Source organism: Bacillus cihuensis (genome assembly GCF_000504145.1).
Classification (GTDB): Bacteria; Bacillota; Bacilli; order Bacillales; family DSM-1321; genus Peribacillus; species Peribacillus huizhouensis.
Map to the genome: position 1 here is coordinate 1 of NZ_KI632497.1, position 23,081 is coordinate 23,081.

Annotated in this window: 30 protein-coding genes; 8 read left to right on the forward strand and 22 right to left on the reverse strand. The window is 37.0% G+C overall.

The window, feature by feature from the left end; genetic code table 11:
- Window positions 1-145: 145 nt before the first annotated feature.
- From V179_RS0118115 to V179_RS0118145, 6 genes are all read left to right on the forward strand, one after another.
- Window positions 146-406: a hypothetical protein gene (locus V179_RS0118115; RefSeq protein WP_028392708.1), complete on the forward strand. Its 261-nt coding sequence runs from the start codon at window positions 146-148 to the stop codon at window positions 404-406.
- Entirely contained in the window at window positions 399-761 is a 363-nt protein-coding gene (locus V179_RS0118120; protein ID WP_028392709.1) for a hypothetical protein, read from the forward strand. The genes V179_RS0118115 and V179_RS0118120 overlap by 8 nt, the downstream gene beginning before the upstream one ends.
- 117 nt (window positions 762-878) lie before the next feature.
- The gene (locus tag V179_RS0118125; RefSeq protein ID WP_028392710.1) at window positions 879-1,160 is read left to right on the forward strand and encodes a hypothetical protein; all 282 of its coding nucleotides are present in this window, start codon (window positions 879-881) and stop codon (window positions 1,158-1,160) included.
- Window positions 1,161-1,441: 281 nt separating this feature from the next.
- Window positions 1,442-1,870, forward strand: coding sequence for a hypothetical protein (locus V179_RS0118135; protein ID WP_028392712.1), 429 nt, complete (start codon window positions 1,442-1,444; stop codon window positions 1,868-1,870).
- On the forward strand, window positions 1,870-2,526 hold the full coding sequence (locus V179_RS0118140) for a hypothetical protein (RefSeq protein WP_028392713.1): 657 nt from the start codon (window positions 1,870-1,872) through the stop codon (window positions 2,524-2,526). Before V179_RS0118135 ends, V179_RS0118140 begins: the two co-directional genes overlap by 1 nt.
- Complete coding sequence (locus tag V179_RS0118145) at window positions 2,519-2,791, forward strand: hypothetical protein (protein ID WP_028392714.1); 273 nt, start codon at window positions 2,519-2,521, stop codon at window positions 2,789-2,791. Before V179_RS0118140 ends, V179_RS0118145 begins: the two co-directional genes overlap by 8 nt.
- A 75-nt stretch (window positions 2,792-2,866) precedes the next feature.
- Here V179_RS0118145 and V179_RS29235 read toward each other — a convergent pair whose 3' ends face one another.
- From V179_RS29235 to V179_RS0118170, 5 genes are all read right to left on the reverse strand, one after another.
- Complete coding sequence (locus tag V179_RS29235; RefSeq protein WP_051405039.1) at window positions 2,867-3,475, reverse strand: M15 family metallopeptidase; 609 nt, start codon at window positions 3,473-3,475, stop codon at window positions 2,867-2,869.
- A 45-nt stretch (window positions 3,476-3,520) separates the two neighbouring features.
- Window positions 3,521-3,733 carry a hypothetical protein gene (locus tag V179_RS28305; RefSeq protein ID WP_034301979.1) on the reverse strand — a complete coding sequence of 71 codons (213 nt, stop codon included), beginning with the start codon at window positions 3,731-3,733 and terminating at the stop codon, window positions 3,521-3,523.
- Window position 3,734: 1 nt separating this feature from the next.
- Window positions 3,735-3,992, reverse strand: a complete 258-nt coding sequence (locus tag V179_RS0118160; protein ID WP_034302166.1) for a hemolysin XhlA family protein — start codon at window positions 3,990-3,992, stop codon at window positions 3,735-3,737.
- 100 nt (window positions 3,993-4,092) lie between these two features.
- Entirely contained in the window at window positions 4,093-4,278 is a 186-nt protein-coding gene (locus tag V179_RS0118165) for a hypothetical protein (RefSeq protein WP_028392716.1), read from the reverse strand.
- A gap of 18 nt (window positions 4,279-4,296) precedes the next feature.
- Window positions 4,297-6,030, reverse strand: coding sequence for a phage tail protein (locus V179_RS0118170; RefSeq protein ID WP_268745212.1), 1,734 nt, complete (start codon window positions 6,028-6,030; stop codon window positions 4,297-4,299).
- On the opposite strand from V179_RS0118170, the gene V179_RS31805 reads away from it, so the two are divergent.
- Together V179_RS31805 and V179_RS0118175 are read left to right on the forward strand one after the other, a co-directional pair.
- Window positions 5,957-6,130, forward strand: coding sequence for a hypothetical protein (locus tag V179_RS31805; RefSeq protein ID WP_235179158.1), 174 nt, complete (start codon window positions 5,957-5,959; stop codon window positions 6,128-6,130). The two genes, V179_RS0118170 and V179_RS31805, sit on opposite strands and share 74 nt — an antisense overlap.
- A 119-nt stretch (window positions 6,131-6,249) precedes the next feature.
- Entirely contained in the window at window positions 6,250-7,149 is a 900-nt protein-coding gene (locus V179_RS0118175) for a PdaC/SigV domain-containing protein (RefSeq protein ID WP_028392718.1), read from the forward strand.
- Between the two features lie 513 nt (window positions 7,150-7,662).
- On the opposite strand, the gene V179_RS0118185 is transcribed toward V179_RS0118175, so the two are convergent.
- From V179_RS0118185 to V179_RS0118265, 17 genes are read right to left on the reverse strand one after another with little or no spacing between them, the layout of a single operon-like run.
- Entirely contained in the window at window positions 7,663-9,657 is a 1,995-nt protein-coding gene (locus V179_RS0118185) for a polysaccharide deacetylase family protein (protein WP_028392720.1), read from the reverse strand.
- Window positions 9,658-9,669: 12 nt separating this feature from the next.
- On the reverse strand, window positions 9,670-10,482 hold the full coding sequence (locus V179_RS0118190) for a phage tail domain-containing protein (RefSeq protein WP_028392721.1): 813 nt from the start codon (window positions 10,480-10,482) through the stop codon (window positions 9,670-9,672).
- Window positions 10,479-14,660 carry a phage tail tape measure protein gene (locus V179_RS29240; RefSeq protein WP_051405041.1) on the reverse strand — a complete coding sequence of 1,394 codons (4,182 nt, stop codon included), beginning with the start codon at window positions 14,658-14,660 and terminating at the stop codon, window positions 10,479-10,481. The genes V179_RS0118190 and V179_RS29240 overlap by 4 nt, the downstream gene beginning before the upstream one ends.
- A 15-nt stretch (window positions 14,661-14,675) precedes the next feature.
- Complete coding sequence (gene gpGT / locus V179_RS32535) at window positions 14,676-14,828, reverse strand: phage tail assembly chaperone GT (RefSeq protein WP_407637258.1); 153 nt, start codon at window positions 14,826-14,828, stop codon at window positions 14,676-14,678.
- 38 nt (window positions 14,829-14,866) lie between these two features.
- Window positions 14,867-15,232: a phage tail assembly chaperone G gene (gpG, locus tag V179_RS0118205; protein WP_028392722.1), complete on the reverse strand. Its 366-nt coding sequence runs from the start codon at window positions 15,230-15,232 to the stop codon at window positions 14,867-14,869.
- Window positions 15,233-15,266: 34 nt separating this feature from the next.
- A complete protein-coding gene (locus V179_RS28315) occupies window positions 15,267-15,494 on the reverse strand; it encodes a hypothetical protein (protein WP_034301982.1) in 228 nt (75 codons plus the stop codon).
- A 3-nt stretch (window positions 15,495-15,497) separates the two neighbouring features.
- Window positions 15,498-16,100 (reverse strand): major tail protein, encoded by a 603-nt coding sequence (locus tag V179_RS0118215; protein WP_028392723.1) that lies wholly within the window; start codon window positions 16,098-16,100, stop codon window positions 15,498-15,500.
- A 40-nt stretch (window positions 16,101-16,140) separates the two neighbouring features.
- Complete coding sequence (gene gp17, locus V179_RS0118220) at window positions 16,141-16,524, reverse strand: tail completion protein gp17 (RefSeq protein WP_051405042.1); 384 nt, start codon at window positions 16,522-16,524, stop codon at window positions 16,141-16,143.
- The gene (locus V179_RS0118225) at window positions 16,524-16,916 is read right to left on the reverse strand and encodes a hypothetical protein (RefSeq protein ID WP_028392725.1); all 393 of its coding nucleotides are present in this window, start codon (window positions 16,914-16,916) and stop codon (window positions 16,524-16,526) included. The genes gp17 and V179_RS0118225 overlap by 1 nt, the downstream gene beginning before the upstream one ends.
- The gene (locus V179_RS0118230) at window positions 16,913-17,239 is read right to left on the reverse strand and encodes a phage head completion protein (RefSeq protein WP_152534784.1); all 327 of its coding nucleotides are present in this window, start codon (window positions 17,237-17,239) and stop codon (window positions 16,913-16,915) included. Before V179_RS0118230 ends, V179_RS0118225 begins: the two co-directional genes overlap by 4 nt.
- Before the next feature lie 19 nt (window positions 17,240-17,258).
- On the reverse strand, window positions 17,259-17,537 hold the full coding sequence (locus tag V179_RS0118235; protein WP_034301986.1) for a head-tail connector protein: 279 nt from the start codon (window positions 17,535-17,537) through the stop codon (window positions 17,259-17,261).
- Entirely contained in the window at window positions 17,530-17,745 is a 216-nt protein-coding gene (locus tag V179_RS31365) for a hypothetical protein (RefSeq protein ID WP_034301989.1), read from the reverse strand. Before V179_RS31365 ends, V179_RS0118235 begins: the two co-directional genes overlap by 8 nt.
- Window positions 17,746-17,787: 42 nt before the next feature.
- The gene (locus V179_RS0118245; protein ID WP_028392728.1) at window positions 17,788-18,945 is read right to left on the reverse strand and encodes a phage major capsid protein; all 1,158 of its coding nucleotides are present in this window, start codon (window positions 18,943-18,945) and stop codon (window positions 17,788-17,790) included.
- 3 nt (window positions 18,946-18,948) lie between these two features.
- Entirely contained in the window at window positions 18,949-19,701 is a 753-nt protein-coding gene (locus tag V179_RS0118250) for a head maturation protease, ClpP-related (protein ID WP_034301992.1), read from the reverse strand.
- An 8-nt stretch (window positions 19,702-19,709) separates the two neighbouring features.
- Window positions 19,710-20,930 carry a phage portal protein gene (locus tag V179_RS0118255; RefSeq protein WP_028392730.1) on the reverse strand — a complete coding sequence of 407 codons (1,221 nt, stop codon included), beginning with the start codon at window positions 20,928-20,930 and terminating at the stop codon, window positions 19,710-19,712.
- Between the two features lie 17 nt (window positions 20,931-20,947).
- Window positions 20,948-22,684: a terminase large subunit gene (locus V179_RS0118260; RefSeq protein WP_028392731.1), complete on the reverse strand. Its 1,737-nt coding sequence runs from the start codon at window positions 22,682-22,684 to the stop codon at window positions 20,948-20,950.
- Window positions 22,665-23,000 (reverse strand): P27 family phage terminase small subunit, encoded by a 336-nt coding sequence (locus V179_RS0118265; protein ID WP_028392732.1) that lies wholly within the window; start codon window positions 22,998-23,000, stop codon window positions 22,665-22,667. The genes V179_RS0118260 and V179_RS0118265 overlap by 20 nt, the downstream gene beginning before the upstream one ends.
- Window positions 23,001-23,081: the final 81 nt, after the last annotated feature.

Below are 23,081 nucleotides of genomic sequence, written 5' to 3' on the forward strand. Positions count from 1 at the left end.
AGACATTATATATAGTTTCCTTAGAAGGGCTTCTTCTATTTACCAGCTCCTTTATAGCATTATTTTTATACGAACATTCGTTTGATTTTAAGTTGTTTTCGAACGAATGTTTGCATATAATAAACATATCAAAGGAGATGGTTATGTGATTAAAGATGAGCTTACAAATAATACTCTATTAAACGAGCAAGTATTCAAGCAAAACGGGATTGTAGCAATGGAATCATTAAACTATACACTCCCCGTTCGTATTACTTTCCGGAAGAATAGCAAATACGTTACCAATATTGGGATTGTTGCTGAAGTGGATAGGCAAATGAAATATTTAATCTTGGATTTATTAAGTGGGGAAATTAGAATTGAACTCGACTGTATAGTTGCTGTAGAAAGGTATTACCATGATTAGGATTCCAGAAACCGACAGAGATATCATAGAAACAGCTTTGTATTTACCAATGCTACTTAAAATACTCGAACAAGATAAAGTTTTGATTGAACAAGGATCTTTTAAAATAAAATCTCCCTATATGGATATAGTCGAGAGTGCGATTTCGGCTGTACGGAAGGATTTAAAAGTTGCTAAGGACCATTTGCGAAAAGAAAAAATTAAAGTGGAAGAAATTAAAAGAGAAGCAGATTTCACGATGTATACCTTTATTTATAAGGGATATGAAGAGCATCATAACTATTTCAATCCACGGTTGCGGAATAAGTGTGAGGAATTGCTAAGTTTTTATTTAAAGAAAGGAAACAACGAATAGGTCCCTCTCAATCAAGAGACGGGCTTATTTATTTTACAAAACCTTTACAAGGACTTTTATCCTACACATCGAATATAAATGGTGTGAGTTTCTAACTATTTATATAGGAGTGATGAGATGAACAATATTGGAGAACGATGGTATGAATTAAGGGAACGTATTTGGTGTAACTACGTAGTTAGATATTGGAATTGGTTTTGGTACTACCGTAGAGGGAAAATAAAATTTACTGTATATGATTTCGGAGATCATTATAACGTGTCTGCTTCGAATGGAAAATTAAGCGTTCATCAATGTTTCGGAAGCACGCCAGAACAAGCAAAAGAAATGGCTATTTGGAGACTGAAAACCTTTGACGATAGAAATAAAAACAGAAAAGCCCCTATTCGTATAGAATAAGGGCTTTTACATTACTTATCTAAGAGGTTCCTACGCAGTCTATTACTTACTGGTGAGAAATAAAAAAAAGATATGAATGTAGAAGCTATGAGAGATTATTTAACTCTGCTTGAAGCTATTAATACATCGGAAGCTCAATGGGATGAGAACTATTTTTTTCAATTAGAGGGAATATCTTTTGTTTGTGGAAACTTTATAGTAAGCTTATTTATATCTATTGTATTTTCATTTAATAAATTTCAAATTCACATTATATTTGATAATCAAAACGGAGGAAAAAAATGAAACCTATTGTCACAACATTCGCCTTTTCTAATGATGTAAAACAACAAACTATGGATGGTAATGTACAAAGCATTCAAGTTATTGATCCTCAAAATGTTTTTAGACCAACTTTTATTCCTGGAACATTTTCATTTGCTGTTACCTTCGGAGTATTAGGCTTGGACCCTGATAAGAAAAACGTCCTTCGATTTGAGATAAAAGATCCAAATGAAGTTAATGTTGTTGAAACACCCCACATTGATATACCGCCAAATATCAATTTTGATGACAGCATCTTACCAAAAGAATCCAATGGATTTATATTTAACATGGATTTTAGAAATATCGCATTTAGATTGGAAGGTAAATATACTGCATATATTCATGTGAATCACGAAAATATCGGAGGATTCCCTGTTTTAGTTTATCCACAGGAGAGATTATAATGAATGCAGCATATATTGAGCTCATTAATGGTCAAGCTGAAGTTGAATTAGAACCTTCAACCGAATATTCTGTGGACAAAAAAATTGTAAAAATAATCGCTATTAGTTGTATCGCTGCTGTAGGAAGTTCTACAGTACAGACTTTTCCGTCTCCGACGCAAAAGTTAGAAAATGTCTTGGGTATTGACAAAAACTATATCTCTAGTAATAACTTCAAAGATTCATATCCAATTATTGAAAATTTAAAAACATTTAATCAAACCAAAATACAAAATCAGTTTGTAAGATCATTTATCCCTCAGACATCATACAATGAGATAGTTTTAGAAAATCTGAATGGAATAAGTATTGCCTTTAATAATACTTTTGAACAATTAAATAGCATAATATCTCCTTCAGATGATAAAATTAATAATAAAGAGAACGTCGAGGAGCGTAATGAAACCATGTTATACAATAAAATGATAGAAAAAAGGAACAAATTTGAAAAAAGCGCTATGGTACATGGAGTCTTTTTGGCTTTAGTAACTTTGTCTTTATCATTTTTAATACCTGTTTTTTCATTTGCGGCTTCAGTTCCAACTTCTGTTATGTTTTTATCAATTCCAGGTTTTATGGCACTGAGAAGATATATGCGTGGTGAGAACGATGTTTGATACTTTAAATGCAGAATCAACCAAAATTATAGTTCGGCGCTTATGGCCTACAATGTTGTTTTTAGCTGTATTTTCTTTAACAACCGGTATTTTTGCTTATTATTGGACATCTAAATTTGCAAATCAAATACACAGTGTTGTTGCGTTTTACGGTTGGTTTGGGGCATGTATAGTCGCCTTTTTCTATGGAATTATTGCTTTCAATAAAGATATTAAAATACAAACTGCAAACCCACAATTGCAAACACCAGCAGAAGGACCATAGATGCTTCTAAGCATCTTTTTTTTTGAGATCTTCACAAAACAAGCCCCTCTCAATTAAGAGAAGGGCTTTTACATACTATAAAAGACGACCGTTTAATACTAAATTCAAATAATCGATTTCATCAAATGTTAAGCTCTTTTCAGATGCTTTTTTCTCCCATTGATCTGAACTTAAAATCCCATTTCCCCTTGCTTTCTTATAAATTTCTGCCGCTTCTTGCCATTGCCAATCAGCCCAATTTGGTTTATTTCCACTCACTTTAGGTTCCTCCTTTTTTTCTTCTTTGACTGCTGAAGCAAAAACAGGTGATGTCCACGATACCTTCACTTCAAAGTGGGGCATATCTGGAGTGGACCATGTACCTCCCCATGTAATCCCTAGTTTCTTTGCAATTTCCCCTGCTTTTTTCAAGGTATTTACATCGTACAATCCTAATGGAGGACTAACTGCAATGTCCCATGCCATACGCCCAGTATGATTGCTTTTTAAAGTCCATGTGACCTTTTGCCCTTGCCTTGTCCTACCTTGTGCATATAGATAATCTTGACGGGCTTGGCTACGGTAAGTCTCTGTGATGAATATATATATGCTAGCTTTTTTACACTCGTCTAAAAATAATCGACAAGCCCTTTGGGCAACAGGATGCAGCTCATTGATATCTCGGCATGTAGTTGTCACGCTCATTTAACCAGCTCCTTAATAAGATAAAAAGCCATCCGTGTGAACAGCTTAAGTCCTCTTTTTCTTTTTAAACCAGCCAGTGTGCGTGTTCTTCCACACGGCATACACATTAATTACGAGTGCAGCGAAAGCAGAAATAACAAGCACAAAAGCATTAATGCTTGCTTCCGTAAACCAAGCAAAGGAAATGCCAATCGTTCCAAAGAAAAAAATAAGGGCTGTCAGGAACCCCCCTAGTAATGTGAATATATCCTTTTTCATTTCAATGACCTCCTTTTAATACGTTATAAAAAATAGCGATTGCTCCACCAATGATGCCAGTACAAATCGCTGTAATTATCGCTGCAGTTATCGTCCTTTTTATCCATGTAGTATTTTCGTCAATCTTAACCAATTTCTCATTCATGGAAATAATCTGTTGGTCATGGCGATCTGAAGTTCTTTCTAGAACATTTACTCGATTTTCTAGTGATTTAATATCGCTTTTTACTTCTGTGATTTCCTTATCATTTGTATTCATCGCGATCTCCCCCAATGTGATTGCCCCCTTTAACATAAATCTCTCTGTTATTCACAAAATAAAAAGACGGTAGAAGCCCGCCTATGAAACTTGGAAATAACTATGCTGTTGGTTCTGTTGGTGTTGGATACCACAAGCGAATTTCGTTTTTGTGCATTCCTGTTTCCCCTAAAGCTATAAACTGTGTGCGATGATCATTTAAGCTTTCTGCTAACGATTTTGCATTATAGTTTTCTATTGTTGCCTTTATAGTTCCACCATTTGCTAATTGAAATGTAATTTCCATTTTTATTCCTCCTAATTTTTATCCTACTGTTCCTGTTAATTCTGTGTAAGATGAGCCATCGTAAACTCTTACTCTATTACCACTGCGCCATAATTTCAAAGATTGACCAGTATACGGTTTGACGTACTGGCTATCAGCATGGACATGCCCTGTTAAGCTAAAACTTTGATACGTGTAAGATCCGTTTAGCGTATTTGCATTTCCTGCATTTTGGGCATACAGGACGTTACCCGGCACGTTATTACCCCATATGATGTTACCTAAACGCAGGTCTAGAGTTCCGCCATCTAAAACAAATTGCCCGCCACGAATAGTTGCACCTGTTATATTACCTGCCGTAATGTTACCGAGACTGCCGGTGATATCCGATAGGACTGATACGGCTCCCACAAAGTTAATCTTGCTCGCTATGATATCGACAGTAGTTGCAGATTGATTAATCAAAGATGCTATTGTATTACCGGTAAAATCCGATTGACTCACTTTAGAGGATATCAGTCCTGCCTGAACACTTAATGACCCTTCAGCGCTTCGGATACGAGAATCAAGTCCACCAATGTTCGAATTTACAGCGCCTACTTGACCATCTACATAAGAAACTGACGCTTTGAGAGCGACCGTACCTGCTACCACATTTATTGATGCTTCAACAGATTCAATTTGACCGTCAAAGTAATTGTAGGCTTCATCTATTCCTGTGTCCGTGTAAGCCTTAGACTCAATCAATACCCCTTCTGCTTTCACGTCTATTTGTGATATCGCCTCTTGTACTTCGCCGTCAAGTCTCTCAACCTGCATGTTAATATTTTCATTAGCCTGCTCAAACTTTGATCGATATTCTTTTTTGTCTTCGTCAATTTCAATTCGAGCTTCTGTGAGTACATCTGTAAAGTTACGTTTCTTATTACCTAGAGTGACAACAGGACTTTTATTGCTAAAAGGATACCATTTTCGAGCGATCACCCTTGTTTTAAAGTCAATATTCATTGGCTCGTATATGGTCCATTGCCGATCACCTAAACCAACATCAAACCCAAGCCGGGTTACTTCTAATTCAAAACTAATCACTGGAACATCATTCAACTCTTGTTTAATTCGTTCATTCATTGATTCAACAATCGTGTAACGATCATCTCTGACAGGTTCTGCGTGACGTTCTCCGTATACCTCTACCATAGGTGACCTGTACGTTACTTCTAATCCATTACTTCCAAAACCTTTTATTACGGTACGTAGATTGGTAGTATCCACTGACTTTTTGAGTGTTTTAACATTATGCTTATACCTAAATTGATTGTCGGTATCCGTACCAATTTGCTTAAAAATCTTGACATGCTTATTGGGCATAATCTTAATCTCACATTCAAGTTTAGAACAAGCATCCCAAATTAATGAAAGAACATTATTTTCACCGAAATTAGCGAACAACGCATAATTCGTTACGTCAACGATCTCAAAAGTCCAACCGGTACCCGATAACAGGAAAGAAAAAATATCATTTGCATTCCTTGTGCCACCTATAATGCCATATACTTGATGTTCGATTAGATCAAAGAAAACATGTTGTGCTGCAACTGACTTTTGATTGCGGATCTCTGTCATATTTTTAACTCTATATTCGTGTCCATCTAATTCGACTGTGCTTTCTTCTTCTAAAAGTGGATACGAGTGGGCATTATTGGCAGTAGAAAAAGAGGTAAATGAAATTGAAAAATCTCCGTTTACCTCTTCATTAATTTCACAACTATTGATGTTAGTTAATAATTCTGTATCCCCTGTTAAATTTTTAACTACAAGCAATAGCACCGCCTCCTTTCGGCAAATAGAAAAAGCCCTTATTGGACTTGTGTAATTAATCAATATTAATTAATTCTGTTACAATACTCACAAAACATTTCCTAATTTAACCTATTTTTTTCATTTATTTTCCTATATACTAATATAGATTTCACTATATAGGAGGTAATTTGAATGAAAAGGATATTTAAAGCTTCATTGTTATTTTCTTTAGCAATAGCATTATTAATCTCATTATCTTTTACTACTAATTCAGTAGAAGCTGCATCCACTTCAAAAGCTACGGTTATTGTGAACAAACTTGAAATTAGAAATGGTGCAGGGACAAAGTATAAAGTGGTTGGATACTTGAAAAAGGGTGACAAAATCACCATTTTTTCCAAAACTAAGTCAGGTTGGTCTGAAGTTAAATACAACCAGAAAAAAGCCTATGTTACGACTAAATCCCTAAAGTTTGATGAAGCTAAAACAATTGTAGCTAAAGTAGGGAAAACGACGGTTCAAGCAGATAAAGAATTAGTTTATCCACAAATTTCTGGATTATCGACAAAGTCAGTTCAAGATAAGATTAATAACACTCTTCGAAATCACATAAGAAATTCAATAAAATACAAACAATTAATGTTAGCAGATTTAGAAGAATGGAAACTTGAAGATGATGGGACCTATCCTGACTACGCATTCCAATGGGAGTATCTGACTTCGTATGAAGTTGCTTACAATAAAAACAACACTCTAAGCATTATCATGTATGATTATCAGTACATGGGCGGTGCACATGGAATGGGATCAGCAGAAGCCTATAATTTCAGTCTAAGCACCGGTAATCGTATAGTTCTTCATGATGTTCTAAAAAATAGAAATAATTATTTGAAAGTTAAAAGACATGCATTTAAAACGATCATTAATTCATATCCTTACTATCTTGACAACATAAACGATTTTGATATTACCAGAGATACACAATTTGTATATGCGGATGGGGGAATAAAACTAGTATTCCAAGAATACGAAGTCGCTCCATATTCAGAGGGTAATCCTAAAGTAAACATCCCTTATACAATTTACAAGTAACATAAACAGACCTAACATTTATCGTTGGGTCTGTTTTCTATAAAGCTGTGAATATATTCAGTCGGATATCAAAGGGAGAACACAAAGGTAAAGAGACTAGCTAATTGCTAATCTCTGAGTTAAACTAATGTACAGTTTTCACCGACTAAGGCACAAATAAAATAAGAATTAACATAAAAAAAACTAAACTTAAGATTAATGAAACTACTTTAATCCACATTTTTTCTTTAACTTTCAATATAAATAAAGTGACAATGATGATCCAAATCCACTTTGAAACATTGAATTTTAGAGACTGTATATACTCAAGTTTAGGTAATATAACACTAGTTAAAAACAGTAGTATTCCTGCTGTTAATGAATAAATGAATATTTTCAAAGCCTTCAAATTTTACACTCTCATTTCTTCTATAAAATAATATATAGTATATCAAATAATCTTATAAAAATGAGAGCATAAAAAATACACCTCGATGAGTGTTTGAATACTGCATATTATTGACCATTAGTGAATTAAATAGGTGCATTATAATTCGCCAAATCAGACATAGTTACTACATCCACGTTAGTTGTTGCTAAATAATCCATCATCAATTGAAAATTAGATGGTAATACTTGCGTTTCTGCTGTTGCAGGGTTTGCAAAATAGTGGAAAGTTAAGATTAATAGTGATTTATTCTGTACGGCAAAATCAATCCACGTTTGAACCTGTGCGACCGTTGTAGAATTAATCACATTTTGTATTTTTAACCTGTGCACATCGGCTGGTGGATAGTATTCATACCCATCCATAACGGTGCTATGCGTTGAGTAATACTTTTTAATTTCATCCAAAATAGCAGGATTAAATTGACCGCCCGGAGTTGCTAAATGATCAGCACCACGATAAAACCCATTTTCAAGTAGCCACTTTTTAGAATCCAACAATTGGTGGGTGAGTTCCTGTGGCGATGGTTTATCATCCAGTAAATATGTGTGATTGACTGTATGACTTGCAATATCCCACCCTAAATCCTGCAATGTGTGTAACTGTTGCATAGTCATCCTGTTCGATGTCTTATCATCATGCTGTGCAGTAATCACATACGCCACACCGCGTAAACCGTATTTATCCATAATCGGCTTGGCTTCTTTATATACAGTATCGTGACCATCATCAAACCGTAAAACGACCTTGGCACGACTAAATGGGTTAGGGACAAGCTGTATCCTATCAAATATAGCGACGGTTGACTTGCCTGGTACTGGAACAACTTTTATTCTCCATCGTTGTATATTCGCTAACTGGTCAATTGTTGGTGGAGTAGACCCTAAACGATTGAATTTTCTCGGTATTAAGCCAATTGTGTTCCACCCATTTCTCAATTCCCTTCCCAAAACAGATTCGGCAAAGTAATTTGTAAAGCCTGTAGTAGGGGATAATAGAATATCAACGCTCTCAATTGTAGACACATCGGGAATGTACACATCTACTTCAATCCCTTTATCTATCACGTTGGAATTTATGCTTTTATCAGCAAAACACGTAATAGTGGTAGCATCCAATCTAATTGCTTGTTTACCTGTGCGGAAATTGACTGTATCATCGGCAATAGTTGAACCAGCGGGGCTTTGCTTTGTCCACCCATGTCCTGCTTGCCAATGTTCAACCATCTCTTTTTTTGCAGAGTACCCAAAACGATTAGGCGTGGTGTTTGCATCACTCCCAGAACTGACTACAACATTTCCGTTAACGTCAGGAGTAACCCCATTAACCTTCTTCACTGTTTCGACCAACTGCGACATAGTTTGATTGATTTTGTTGTCTAAAACACTAACATCCGTACCCACTAAACGATCCGTTTCAGTCTTTGCACGGTCTGCCTGAGTCTTGGCGTAATCTCCTTGTGTTTGGGCAAAATTTGCTTTGGTATTTGCATTTGTGGTTGCTTGATCAGCATTAGTTTTTGCTGTGTTGGCATTTGACGTAGCTGTTTCGGTAGCTGATTTTATTTGCGCTAAATTAGATGCTTCATGAATAGCATTTGCGGCTGCTTGTTCAGCATCATTACCTTTTTCCATAGCGAAATTGGCGGCATCCATCGTAGTCTGGGCTACGTCTTCCACTTCAACAAAAAATTCTTGTAACAAAGGCATACCCTTTGATTTTTCAAAAGAGGCTCCCAAAGACTTTGCGAAATACACTTTCAAACGCTTTGAACTTAGGCGGGTACCTTTTTTAAAGAACTGCAAAGTAAGCTCACCATATCCAGGCGCGCCCATTTCTTCGGTTCCAATATCGTATTTGATTGTGTTTTCTGTTGCCGTTAAGCTACGAGTAGTAATAACTCCATCCGGACGTTGAAAGTTTACGGTTATATTATCTACATCACTTAGATCCGCAACAGCACCATTGTCCTTAATGACAAATTCTAGGATATTGGTGTCGTTTTGGATAAAGGTCGGCGTTGGGACTGTTGTTGCAAGACGCATGTCTAGTATCACCGATTGCTTATTGTTTGTTTCCATCTAAAACACCACCTATATATAATAAAAACGGAAGTCGAAGCTGATCGTGAAATCAGTCGCTCCCGTTATTTCGAAGTAGTTCCACCCTTCCTCAAGAGTGATTAGTTTGTGATTGGTCTGTCCAAAAATACTGGAGCTGTTTTTGAAAGACCGAATACCGTCTAGGCGGATAACATCGCTAGGAGTTGTTGATCCTGTATATATCCACTCATCACCGGTTGTCAGATTTTTAATTGATAGGTTAGTAGATGCACCTTCAAATTCAATAATATGTTCCTTGTTACGTGGATCTACTATTACATCAGAATCATTAAACACCGCAAAGGATTTTTCGGTAAATACATACCGAATTGTTGGATCCCCTTCATCTATTTTTCCTTTACCTACTCCAAAATAATAATCTGATATGCCAGGTCTAAGTGTGGTCCCTAATGACTCAGCATATGGAGACGGGGAAACGAGATTAATAGTAAAAGTCCCTGCATTCCAACTTAACTTTTCTACCGTGTATTTTTCAGCTGATCTAACCTTCCAGCGCTTGTGTAACTCCTTATCATCGATTACATAAAAGTATGTCTTGCCATTAAACAGCCGATATACCAAACTTTGTAGTTGACTATAATTGTAGTCTTCAGCAGATCTTATAAAAAATGAAGCGCTCATTGTGCGCCCATCGTATGTCGTTTCTAAATCAATATGGCCGTCCATTCCTTCGACAGTTTCTGATTCGTTACGAGGGGAAAGTGAATCGATAATAAGCTTCAACGGAGTAATACCGAATGCCTTTAAATCAATCTTATTTCCGTTTAATTCTAATAAAATCATCGTCGCACACCTGCCGCTCTTAAACTAGCTGAATACTGATAATTAAGGTGATCTTGAACTCCATTTGTTAGCGTTGCTCCGTCCATATATATATCAGTATCTTTATTTAATAATTGCAACAAGACTTTTGTTTGTTCCAGTGTAGCTTCTAACAGTTTAGAGAGTGTGTCGTCTCCAGAACTACCACTAACGTTCGGCAATTGACTCGGACGTTTATTACCTGTGTCAATCGTTTTTCCAGCTAATGCTAATAACTTCATTGCATCTGTACGTCTGCTTGGGTCAGTAGGGATAACAAACTCTGGCCAACCACCTTCAGCTAACTCATACAAACCTCTTGATTTAATTAGCCCACCAGTTGCAAATTTACGTTTTCCAGTTGCCCCCCAGCCGCGCTTACCGTATGGAAGATTTTTTTTCCAGGAAGTATTATTAAAGAATGCTAACAACTGATCGTAACCAGAATAAATATTAGAATGGCCCTTTACGGCATAGCGCGAAAATGTTTGTGGAATATACTGAAGCAATCCACGAGCAGGATTTCCAGAAGCAGTATTGATATCCCACACAGCAGATGATTGGACAATTTTTTCATTACCACCTGACTCACGTTGAATCTGAGCAAGAATACCATTAAGCTCCGCATCCGTTATTGATTCTTTCATTGCTGCTGCTGCTTGAAGGATGACATTTCTCCATCTTTCCACACCTTTACCGGGAGGAGCTCCCAACGATCCTCCGAAATCGAAATCAGAAATTAACCCTTTCATATAACCAAGCATAGAATCTTTAATTTTTGTAAATGCACCCGTTCCAACATCTTTTAAAGCACCTGGGAAAGATGGGGTTTCGACTCCGAACGCTTCCATTGCTTTATTAAAGAGTTTGCCTGGATCAGAGATATAAGACCACACGTCAAATGCTGTATCTTTGATGTTTTTAGCTATGTTTTTAGTACCTTCCCAAGCCGATGAAAGCCAACCGATTCCGTTTGCATAACCAGGGAAATAACCGCTTAAAAGGTTTTCAGTTTGCTTGTTTGGTAAAACGGAAGTACCAGCTGGAAGGTTTAAAAATTGGGAACCCTTTTCTCCAAGCATGGTATACCCTACACCAGGAACATGGGCAAGCTCCCGTCCCTTTTCTCCGACAATAGCAGGACCACCCGGATGGTTATCCGTCCCTGTGGCGTATTGGGGTACTTTCCAATCTCCAATCTTTTTGGATACGCCAACTTTATCTAAAACCCAATTGACACCAGTTATGACGCCGTTGACACCTTTACCAAGTGTTTCTGTCATTTTATTAGCTACCGCTTTAAGACCATCGCCGATTTTCGAAGCTGTACTTTTAAGTCCATCTCCCATTTTTTGTGGCATGCCCTTCACTGTTTCAACCATATCCGCGACATAGCCTTTGACATTGTTTTTGATTGTGCCAAAAATCTCTCCTAATTGAGATTTTAATGAGTTAAATTTCGTTAGGGTATTCGTAACAGCATCTTTGATGGGATTGTAAATATAGTCTTTGACAGCATTCCAGATTGTTTTTGCAGTGTTGCGAATGGCTGTAAAAATGGCTTCAACAGTAGTTTTTAAAGTGTCGAAACGGCCTTTCACTAAATCAAAAATGGATTGAATCACCGATTTAAAAAAGCTTAAAATACCATTCCAGATTGTGGAGATAACATTTTTTATCGTGGTTATGATCGAACTCACTGTACTTTGCATGCTGGTAAATCTGTTTTTCACAAAATCGAAAATGGATTGAATTACTGACTTGAAAAAGCTTAATATGGCATTCCAAATCGTTGAAATGATATTTTTAATACCTGTTAAAATGCTGTTGGTTGTATTCTGCATGGCTGTGAATCTGTTTTTCACAAAATTAACTATCCACTCAATCACCGTGGAAAATACATTTTGGATACTTCCCCAAGTACTTTTGAATCCACTAACAAGCAATTTGCCTAGTGATAATATCCCTTTCAGCATCTTCCCCCAGAACATTAATTGGACACCATTCCAAATTAATTCTAGCGCACCAAAAAACACTTGTTTGATGCCTTCCCACATCTTGCTAAAATTACCTGTAAATAAACCTGAGAATACCTTGACCAGACCCATAATGACATCTAAAGCTCCTGAAATCACACCTTTTATGTTTTCCCAAACCATCTTAATAATAGCTAGTACAGCAGGCATGATAAATTTAATAACTGCAAAAATCCCTTGAAAAATTACACCAACCACTGTACTGATATTTTTTAGGGCTTGAATGATCACGTCACTGTTTTCCTGCCAGAATTTTTGAAGGATGGCTAATTGGTCTTTAAAAAATTGTATAACCGCTTGAATCGCTGGCTTTATTACAGCTAAAGCATCTTTTGCAAGGTCTTTAATTTTGGTAATTAGATTATGAATACCTTCACGGAACGTCTCTGAATTTTTATATAGCAGTACAAATCCAGCACCTAGCAAAGTGAGTACTCCTATAACGATTCCTACAGGTCCTGTCAATGCAGCCAATCCTAACCTTAGAAAATTAAGTAATCCACCTGCCCTCGCTATCGCCGGGAAAAGTTTTGAAATACCCGTCAGCGCATTACCTAAAAACCCTATAAACATTCCGCCAACAAGCAGTAGTGGACCGATTGCAGCCACTAGGCCACCAATGATGACTGTCGCTAGTTTAAATTCTTTTGGTAGTTTCTGAACCTTCTCTACAAGACCGGTAAAAGTCTGGATGAGATTTCTAATTGTCGGCTCCAAAATTTTGTAAATTTGTATAGATAATTCTTGTATGGATGCAACCATCATATTGATATCGCCTTTGGCGTTATCATTCATAGTTTTGGCCATTTTTGATGCTGCACCATCAGCGTTTGTAAGATCATTTGTCATAGTACGCAGATTTTCAGATCCGCTTTCAAGCAAGATAACCCAATGCTTATAAGCCTCTGCCCCGAATGTAGTCGCTAGATATCCAGCTCTCTGTTCCTGTGTCATATCTCTTGTTGCAATTTCTAATTCCTTTACTAAATCCGGCATACTTTTTAGGTTTCCTGCTGCATCAAAAAACTCGGAATTGGTGGCTTCCCACAATTTGCCCATTTTCTTAGTCGGTTTCGCTAAACGAGTAAGAGAGGAGGCAAAAGCTTGTCCAGCAATTGAACCTTTAAGGCCGCTGTTTGCAAAAACCATCGTGGCAGCCGAAGTTTCTTCTAAGCTCCAACCGAAAGCGTGAGCTGCCGGAGCACTATATTTTAAAGCTTCCCCCATTTGCTCGACGTTTGTATTTGCGTTTGCCTGTGCATAAGCAAAAACGTCTGCTGCATGACTTGCTTCAGTTGCTTTCATTCCGAACGCTTGCATCGTGTCACTTGTAATGTCTGCCGCTTTTCCTAAGTCCATAGCACCTGCTGCCGCTAAATCCAACATTCCAGGCATTGCTGACATAATGTCTTTTGTTTTAAATCCCGCAAGTGCTAGATATTGCATACCTTCACTTGCTTCTTTTGCTGTGAATTTGGTAGATGCACCGAGCTCCCTTGCTTGATTTTCTAATGCTTTAAAATCTTTACCAGTAGCCCCGGAAATTGCAGCAACCTTGCTCATACTTTCTTCAAAGTCCATGCCTGTCTTTATCGCCATTACACCTATCCCGGCAATAGGAGCTGTTACATACATGGACATTGATCTTCCGGCATTCTTCATACTATCGCCAATTTTAGTCAGTCGGGTTCCTGTTTCGTTCAATTGGTTACCGAATTGAGTCCAGCCTGATTGAGCGATACGTTGTTGCTCTCTTAACCTTTCGAGTTCTTCCCGTGTTTTCCCAACATATCGTTCTAAATTATTAAGGGCTGCAACTTGATTGTTATAGCTCGCAGCCGCTTTATCAGCTTGCTTTGAACCCTCGCCGTGTTCACGTACCATTTTTTCATAATGTTCTTTGGCCGCTTTTGTTACTGCTTTCTGTACTTCTAACTTTCTATTTAAACCATTCAAGCGTGTTTCATATGCTCCTACAGATTTATCACCACGATCAAAAGCAGACATGTTCGCTTTCATTTCGCTATTGACCGTTCTTAATTTATCTTTTAACCCTGTTAATCCACGATTTAAGGCGGTGGTATCAAGAGCTAAGTCAATCGTCAGTCCTTCTATTCGTTGCATGGCTACCTCCTTTCTTTAGCCTCCGAAAGCAGCTATTAACGATTTTTCTTTTTTAGGCTGGGGCTGGTTTTTTTCTCTTAAAATTTCTAGCATGAAATGAAACGGCATGTTCAATATTTCATTGATGTCCTTTCCTTCTTTCATGAGGTCAAGGATGAGTTTATCCATGTACTCTTTTTGTTTTTGCGGAGTGAAATCTTCATCTGTTAGCGATTCTTCTCCGCTAAGAATTTTTTTGTTTCGTCATTTTGCCGTCCTTGGGCAACGAACATAATCTGCTCCTGTAATGTTTGGATAGCATCAGGAGCATGTAGCCCATTGAACAGATCATCTTTTGTAAACTGCTTGTTATATACTTTGTCAGCAACAAAGTCTAGGAGTTTATCAATCAATTCTCTTTCGGAAGCAGCGTTTTTGTTTTCGTCGCTTTTGTCAATTTGTTCAGTCATATCAATCGCTTCGTAAACAACGGAAAAGGGGAGAAAAACAGGAGTTAAGTATTTTTCAGTGACAATTTCGCCTTCTTTTACTTCTTTTACAAGCTCAATCATATTTCGTTTTAAATTTGCCATTTTTATTTCCTCCTCAAATTAAAAAGAGCAAGCGTTAAGCCTGCTCCTTAATTAGCACTTTATTAATTTTATTTTTTATGGTTGATAGCTCCTCGATCCGCGAAGCAGATGTTTCATCGGCGTTTTCAGCTGGGTAGATATCACATTTAATGTAAACACGGTTATTGTCCTGCAAATCCTTAAAATCATGAATAACTACAAACTTCTTTTCTTTTTTAGTAGTTTGCTTAGTTTGCTTAGTTTCCTTACTTTCCTTACTCATATTTTACGCTCCCTCTGGTGTAGCTTCTGGATGTGGCTTTCCAAACACTTTTAAAAACATAGAATCTCGTTTCGTGGTTGTTCCTTTTTCATCATAAGCAAACAAGACAGATTTTTCTTGAGCAAACCCTTCTACTTTTCTATCCATAAATTGCGCTTCAATAGTTTCATTAGAAAATTCCACGCCATCTTCCTTAGTTTGTCCTTCTATATTCGGACGAGTGAACATACCTTTTGGAAGCCCTACGTATTCTCGAGAACCATCCTCGTATGTTTTCGCAAAAATAACAGCAACATAAGGAGGGCTGTCTTGGCTACCTGTCGCCGATATTCCCTCATCCGTTTCCCATCCTAAAAGAGTCTGTTTGTCCTCGATTGGGATCTTATGAAACTGCGAACTTACTGAAATATCACCGTTGGATGTGGCCATCTCAGCTGTGGTGTTGTCTCCGTATGCACGGACAATTTCCTGTGGCATTTCAACTGAAATGTTCTGCAAAAACTTTACCCTTTCGACATCTCCTGTTACTGTATCATCTGCATCCAAAACGACATAATAAAATTCGTCTACACCTGTTGCTGCTCTGTAGTTTTTTTCTTTTGCCATATCTTAATCACTCCTATTTTTAATATATAAAAAAGACAGCTTATAAACTATCTACAACATCCCTGTATATTTTCCCTCGATAACGCCTGGCATCACGAAAAATACCATCATCGTATTCTTGTGGCCCAGTTTGTTGCTTAAAACCAAACTGCTTCCACATCACATCGCGTATTTTGTCCGCAACTGTATTAGTATCTGTTCGATTACGTGACCAAACTTCAATTTGAAAAAGACAATCATATGTTAACCATGTATCATCTGCATAGTCTGAAGGATCTGGAGCATCGATCGGATCAATAACAATATATGGTGCTGTAACATTACCTGTTTCCGGGTATTCATAATACTTAATTCTTTCTAGGGCTTGTGTCCGGATATATTCATCGGCAATCAAAGCATTATAGATAAGACTTAAAATGTCCATTATAATCCCTCCATTAACGCTCGCTTAATCGCTTCACGATATGCCCTTTCGCTGTTTCTCATCGCTCTTGCAATAGCACCTTTACCTCTTGGATTCGGATTTTTAACAGTGCCCCACTCGTTAAGGTGGATAATCCTGTAACGATCATGGGGACCACGCCATCGTATTTTAACCACACGAACTCCAGCGACATAAGCAGGCTCCATGATAGTTATTTCTTCAATGGAGTATCCTTTATTCTTAAAGGTCGCAAACTGTCGTTTAAGCTCCTTAACAAACTCATCAGCTGCACGTTTTAATCCTTTATCGCTTATACGTTGCGCCGCTTGTTTTCCAATCCTTCGCTCCAATGCTGCAAGCAATTCTCTTTCTCCACGAATATTTACGCTCATTTTTCCACCAGCCCCGCCACAATTGTTATAAATTGCTTGTTTTGCAAGTCAGGCTGGACATGTTTGACGTTGTAACGTTCGTCTTGATGGTTAGGTGCATTTATAGATACATAATGTTTGTTAGTTGGAATAAAAGTTGACCTTGGATCACGAATGGTTATAGTTAAGTCAGATAAAGTACCCGTCGATTTAGCTAGCTCTAAGTCTTTTAACCAAACATTATCTATTTTTGCCCAGCATTCGTATAAGATGTTCCTTTCAACTTCGCCTGGTTCAGGGCCACTACTCGGTGTATATTCGTAAAATGTTATGCGTGTTTTCATTTCTCCAATCCTGACAAATTTACGACTCACCTGACGCACCAACTCTCAATTGCAATATAATGCTTCGCAAGCCATGATCAATAGCTGTTGAAGTTTTACCAACAACTTGCTGTTCTCGATTTTCGTACCAATGAGTGACTAGCATTAAAATAGCTAATTCATATGCTTTTGAATCACACTCTGGAACACCGGCATTTTCCAGATATTCTTTTGCTGATTCCATTAAAAGCACAAGAAGGCTGTCATCATATGTACCATCAATTCTCAGGTATTCTTTAACTTGTTCAATTTCAATCATTTGACTTCACCGAACTTTTCATTGCTTTTGGTTTCGGTTCTTCCTTTGGTGTATCTAAAAAAACAACTCCGTATTTCGGATGTTCCTTTTGCAGAAACTCGACTCGCTTCCCCTCGGTCTTATATCCTTTTTTAGGATAAGTCTCACCTTTAGAATAACGTATGTGATCATGTTCTTTTTCAATGAAATCATTCAACACGGTATACATTTACTTCACCGCCCTTTCAGAAAAATAAAACCAACCCCTTTATTAAGGAGTTGGCGTTACTTTCACGATACGGAAGGCAGATTTTAGCTTGATTTGGTGATCAAACCACGCTGTTACAACAAATTGTTCGATACCTGTTTTAACGTCTTTATCACGCTCATATAGTGTTGTACCAATATCGTAGTTAAAGTGAGAATATGCGAAGTTACCAACGATCGGATCAATTGCTGCATCGCTGAATACAACCCTTTTCCCTAAGATTTGTTCGGGTTGAACAGAATAAAGCGTTGCGTTTCCGTTTGCTAGCTTTTCGATAATATCAGAGTAATCTTGATAACGCATAACAACAACTGCATTTTCACGGTAGTCCTCATGTAAATCCGCAATCGCTTTTCTAATTGCTTGATATAAGTCATCGCCTTCAACTTTCTTGATGTTGTTTTGTGTTGAATAGAAAGACATATGTTCTTCACCAGTTTTAGGAGAAGTTGCAAAAGCGACTTTTCTTTCTTTAGCTGCTACACCCGATTGCAATGCACCTTCAACGTGAGATACTAAATTAGCGTGAGTACCTTGTAATACAGTTTCTGAAATACCAGCGTATACTTTGAATTTATTGCGACCGAAAGTAACTAGATCGCCTGTCGCTTTTAATTCTTTTGCTGTTTCTTTATCCGCGATGAAATCATCATCATCTAACGTAAAATTAATTTTAGGAATTTCTAAGTTTGTAATTGATGTGAATGTTGATAGTTCTCTCAATTGATTTTTAACAAGTGGCTCTGAGATGATATCGCTCGCTACTGTTTTAGGTAAAAACTTACCACCCTTTGTTGAGCTATCATCACCTAACACTTGGAATACTTCGACAGGAACAGGCTTATTTGCCATTGTAGCTGAAAATAGTTCAGCTTTCGCTTTAACCGCTTTTTGTTTTGGATCATTTTCATTAGAGATTCCTAATGAACCAGCTTTTGCTTTAGCTTCTAATTCTGCTTGTTGTTCCGCCTCTAATTTATCATGTTGCTCTTTAATTACATCAAATCGAGCTTTCAAATCCTCTTTTGTTTTTTGAAGAGTTTTAATATCTTCCATCGATGCAGAAGGATCAACCGCTTTTTGAGAAAGCTCACCTTCCGTTTTTTGTAATTGTTGACCGATAGTTACTAGATTTTGCTTCAGTTCAAATAAAGTTTTCATATTTTATATTCCTCCTAGAATGGTATTTAAGTAGTCTGAATTAGCCTTTGCTTCATCAGCGATTCTTTGGCGTAAAGCCATTTCTTCAACTGATATAGTCATATTTTGTTGTGGGACTAGTTGTTTTGGTACGTTTTTGTAAGTATTGAATAGATCAACATCTACACAAGCAACAGCATCTTTCACTTCATCTAAAATATTAATGTTGAAATACTGAGATGCTTCGCTTGCGTTTAACCAAGTCTCATCTTCAAGCATTTTAGTTAACTTTTCTTCTGTTAATGCATCAGTTGCCTTACTCATATAAGCAGGAATACATGTCGCTTGTTCAACTTGATCTAACCAGTCAGCTTTTTCACGCAATACAGTAGCATTAGGACTAAACAAAAGACCAAGCATTGGTTTGTGTATCATAAGAAAACTATTCTGATACATATAAATATTGTGAGCCTTCATAATAAAAAATGAAGACGCACTCGCTGCAACCCCATCCACATAGGCGTTAATAGTCATGCGATTTTTCACTCTATCGAGCAAATTTACCATGTTTACTGCTGTGAATACTGATCCTCCAGGTGAATTACAAAAGATATTCAAGGTTGTAACGCTGTAATCAAGTGCATCTAATTGTTCTTTAAAATCAGTAATAGTAACATCAGTGCTATCCCATTTGTCTCCAGATACTATTTCCCCATAGATGAACAACTCTGCACTACCATTACCTTTATTAATTAAATTGTAAAATTTATCTCCCATTTTTGAATTCACCTCCCTTCAACTTCTGATTTATCGCTACTACTTGCACCTTTACGTTCTGAAATTGGTAACGACATAGGATAAAGATCTCCACTAATCCACAACTCTTCCGCTACCCCTTCAACTGGCGGTAAATCCTCAAGCATCCGAACTTCATTTGGTTTCATAGCTCCACTACGCAACATAACTTGATAAAACTGTGTTCTAGCTGATGTATCTCCTCTTAACAAACCACCAAGATTAAACTTAAAGTATTTCCCAGCTTTCCTATCAGTTGGTGTAAGGAGTTTTCTATTCAGTTCTTGTTCATATTGCCTAACGGTTGGTGTTAACGTCATCTGGACAAATTGAATCATCATTTGTTCATTCGATGAAAAACCCTGCCCTTCTGTATCATTCAAAAAAGAAACTGGCACATTAAAAACGTTAGCTACCCTTGAACGTGTGATTCGTTCGGATGCTAACGTATCTGATGCGAAGTATTTTCTATCAATGTCTTTAACAGTAACGCCTGGTTCTTGGAACAAAATGCCGCCGTTTTCTTGATAAAAACGCTTAAAATCGTCTATAATTCGCTGACGTTTATCGGCATCCACATTGGCTCCATACTCCAAAATAAAGCTGTCTTTCTTCTCCATTTCGGATAAACTGAATTCTTGTACAGCTTTGTCATAATCCAATGTATTTTTTAAAACATCTAAAGGGCTGATACCTGCCCAACGCGATACTCCTGTAATATGCTTAACGTGGATCATATTCATGTTGTGAATGTAATAAGTTCCGTCTATTCCGTGGACTTCGTACCACAAATTGTTGTCATCTGTGTTAATAAAAGGAGTAACATAGGCTGTTTCGATTGGAATTAAAGCTTCTACTTGCATCCTAATATCCCGCATAATAGCAGCGTATCCGTTTCCTGTTTCATTTCTAGAAACTTCGATTTTGTTAATCCATTCGAAACCGGACATATTTGTATTCGGATTATTAATGATCACATCTGCTGCTTGATTTAATTCAATATCGAAATTTTTATAGAGCTTTAAAGGTAGTGACGATAAAGTATTAGATAATCTACTAATCACACTAAATATCGTCTCATTGGTGGCTAGTTTAGAGTTATCAATCCCCCAAAATCGGCGACCGAACCATGATGAAAAATCAAATGTAGATCCTTTCCATCCCGCAACAGCTCCTTTTACCGCATATTTAGCCCGACTAAACCATTTCAAATTCTCACCTCCTTCTGTCATCCAAACAGATCGTTAACAGATATAAATTCGATATTGCCATCACCTTGTGGAGTAACCATATGTTTCATGGTTTCAACATGAGCATTTAACAAAGCTGCAAAACCATCAATTTTTCTATATCTATTCTGTTTTTGTGGTAACCAACTTCCGTTTTCATGCTTTTTAAGTTTTACATTGTTGATATACCATCGAAGCAGTTTATTTTCATTAAAAATAACTTTTCCATCAATGAACAAAGTTTCTACATCTCTCAAAGCCGGCGTTAATGTTAATGGCCCTTGTCTAACAACTTCTGTAAGAAAACCATAACTTTCTAAGGATTTCACTAAACGAAAAGCTTTTGCTGGATCATACATGATTTTCTCAATTGTATAGAGTTTTGATTGTTCAACAAACCATTCATAGACAAGCTCAAGCCTTATATATTCCTCATTTACAATTGTTAAAAGACCTTTTTCTGCTAAATCTGCATAGTCAATCTTTTCATTAGCTGCTATTACCTTCTTCATTGGCACCCAAGAGTGAGACAAAACAAAAATCTCACCGGTATCAAGTGGGAATTCTAAACATGCACTAGTGAAATCCTCTGATTCAGAAAGGTCAAACGCTCCTATGCAACTTTTATTCGTTAAAGCCGAAATATCAATAACTTTGTCATTTCGCTTTATAACCTCATAATCCAAAAATGATTGTTCTGAACTATTAACGAACATATTAAACCGTTTTGTAATAAAGTCGTTTCGCTCAGAAGGTGTTCTTCTCGCTTTTTCCCATTCCTCAACCATGTCCTCTAATTTGATTGAAACGCCCATATTAGGATTAGCTTTAACCCATTTCTCAGGATCATCAAATTCTTTTTGATCATCTAATTCGGCTAAAAAGTAGAACGTTCTTTCATCGACTATAGCCCCGTTTAGCACATCTACGCCTTGTTCATAATAGTTAACTAATGGTCCATCCAGTTGATACCCAGCTGTAGTAATATATATAAGCAACGGTTGATCCCTGGAACCGCGCGAGTTTTTTATTACGTTAATAAGCTTGTAATCTTTGTATTCATGTATTTCATCAAAAACAGCAATATGCGTATTCAGCCCATCCAATTTTTCAGAGTCAGATGCTTGCGGCTCTATTTTCGAAAATGTTTGATCAAAATGTATAGCATCCCTTAAGGGTCGAAATCTCTTTTTTAATTTCGGAGATGCTTTTATCATCGCTTTTGCTTCATCAAACAATAAACGAGCCTGCTTCATGGAGTTTGCCAACAGAGGTATGTCTGCACCGTTTTCTCCGTCTTTGCTTACACCAAAAACAGATACACCTGATATTTTGGTTGTTTTCCCATTTTTTCGAGCAACAAAAATAAGACCCTCTTTAAAGCGCCTTAATTTAGTTTCTTTATGAATCCAACCAAACAAGCTCCCTAAGGTAAAATGTTGCCATGCTTGCATTACGAGTTGTTTAAAATTCCCTTTAGACGGCTTACAATATTTTTCAATAAAACGTATTGGACGATGCCCTATATTTTCATCAAAAATCCAAGGAAACTTTTCATTCAACACTTTCAACTTTGCTTTTTCTAGGTCGTTTAAATGTCTTCGGGAAGCTAAAATAACATTTTTAGCAGCAATTATTTTTCCTTTTATCACTTGTTCAGCATACCAAGTTGTTAATAATTTTGTAGCTGGTTTTGTAAGAATGATGTTGCCGTTCTTAGAAAGAATCGAAGTCATCTAAATCACCATCATTCTCCGGCAGCAACTTGTTGATCTTGCTATATATTTTATTTTTCTCAGCGACACATGAAAGATACGCTCGATAGGTAGGGTTAATTTGATGCGTTTCCCCACCGCGACTATTAACATTTGTAACCCTATAACCTTCTTTTTTTACTAGTGCTTGCAGTTCGATTTCTTGACTTCTTAAATTGCAATAAGTAACTAATAAATCTTCATCCAGATACTTTGATTCATCACCAAACTCTTCAAAAATATGCTCAAATGTTTTTTTAGCCGCAGTGTTATGAAATGTAAATTTCGGCTTAGTCATTTTATCAACCCTCCTTTCTAGCGTACTTTTTATTTTTTATGATCCAGATTGTAAGCGACGGTGGCCCCGTCGGCCCTTGAA

Coding starts and splice junctions, on each gene's coding strand:
- V179_RS29240 (WP_051405041.1), bottom strand. CDS start 14,660: ATGCAACGAATAGAAGGACTGACGATTGACTTAGCTCTTGATACCACC.
- V179_RS0118160 (WP_034302166.1), bottom strand. CDS start 3,992: ATGAATACAAATGATAAGGAAATCACAGAAGTAAAAAGCGATATTAAA.
- V179_RS0118125 (WP_028392710.1), top strand. CDS start 879: ATGAACAATATTGGAGAACGATGGTATGAATTAAGGGAACGTATTTGG.
- V179_RS0118190 (WP_028392721.1), bottom strand. CDS start 10,482: ATGATTTTATTAGAATTAAACGGAAATAAGATTGATTTAAAGGCATTC.
- V179_RS29235 (WP_051405039.1), bottom strand. CDS start 3,475: ATGAGCGTGACAACTACATGCCGAGATATCAATGAGCTGCATCCTGTT.
- V179_RS0118140 (WP_028392713.1), top strand. CDS start 1,870: ATGAATGCAGCATATATTGAGCTCATTAATGGTCAAGCTGAAGTTGAA.
- V179_RS0118250 (WP_034301992.1), bottom strand. CDS start 19,701: ATGGGAGATAAATTTTACAATTTAATTAATAAAGGTAATGGTAGTGCA.
- V179_RS0118120 (WP_028392709.1), top strand. CDS start 399: ATGATTAGGATTCCAGAAACCGACAGAGATATCATAGAAACAGCTTTG.
- gpG (WP_028392722.1), bottom strand. CDS start 15,232: ATGGCAAATTTAAAACGAAATATGATTGAGCTTGTAAAAGAAGTAAAA.
- V179_RS0118185 (WP_028392720.1), bottom strand. CDS start 9,657: ATGGAAACAAACAATAAGCAATCGGTGATACTAGACATGCGTCTTGCA.
- V179_RS0118265 (WP_028392732.1), bottom strand. CDS start 23,000: ATGACTAAGCCGAAATTTACATTTCATAACACTGCGGCTAAAAAAACA.
- V179_RS0118260 (WP_028392731.1), bottom strand. CDS start 22,684: ATGACTTCGATTCTTTCTAAGAACGGCAACATCATTCTTACAAAACCA.
- V179_RS0118145 (WP_028392714.1), top strand. CDS start 2,519: ATGTTTGATACTTTAAATGCAGAATCAACCAAAATTATAGTTCGGCGC.
- V179_RS0118230 (WP_152534784.1), bottom strand. CDS start 17,239: ATGAAAACACGCATAACATTTTACGAATATACACCGAGTAGTGGCCCT.
- V179_RS28315 (WP_034301982.1), bottom strand. CDS start 15,494: ATGAGTAAGGAAAGTAAGGAAACTAAGCAAACTAAGCAAACTACTAAA.
- gp17 (WP_051405042.1), bottom strand. CDS start 16,524: ATGGACATTTTAAGTCTTATCTATAATGCTTTGATTGCCGATGAATAT.
- V179_RS0118225 (WP_028392725.1), bottom strand. CDS start 16,916: ATGAGCGTAAATATTCGTGGAGAAAGAGAATTGCTTGCAGCATTGGAG.
- V179_RS0118215 (WP_028392723.1), bottom strand. CDS start 16,100: ATGGCAAAAGAAAAAAACTACAGAGCAGCAACAGGTGTAGACGAATTT.
- V179_RS31365 (WP_034301989.1), bottom strand. CDS start 17,745: ATGTATACCGTGTTGAATGATTTCATTGAAAAAGAACATGATCACATA.
- V179_RS0118135 (WP_028392712.1), top strand. CDS start 1,442: ATGAAACCTATTGTCACAACATTCGCCTTTTCTAATGATGTAAAACAA.
- V179_RS0118245 (WP_028392728.1), bottom strand. CDS start 18,945: ATGAAAACTTTATTTGAACTGAAGCAAAATCTAGTAACTATCGGTCAA.
- V179_RS28305 (WP_034301979.1), bottom strand. CDS start 3,733: ATGAAAAAGGATATATTCACATTACTAGGGGGGTTCCTGACAGCCCTT.
- gpGT (WP_407637258.1), bottom strand. CDS start 14,828: ATGGATAAACTCATCCTTGACCTCATGAAAGAAGGAAAGGACATCAAT.
- V179_RS0118175 (WP_028392718.1), top strand. CDS start 6,250: ATGAAAAGGATATTTAAAGCTTCATTGTTATTTTCTTTAGCAATAGCA.
- V179_RS0118235 (WP_034301986.1), bottom strand. CDS start 17,537: ATGATTGAAATTGAACAAGTTAAAGAATACCTGAGAATTGATGGTACA.
- V179_RS0118165 (WP_028392716.1), bottom strand. CDS start 4,278: ATGGAAATTACATTTCAATTAGCAAATGGTGGAACTATAAAGGCAACA.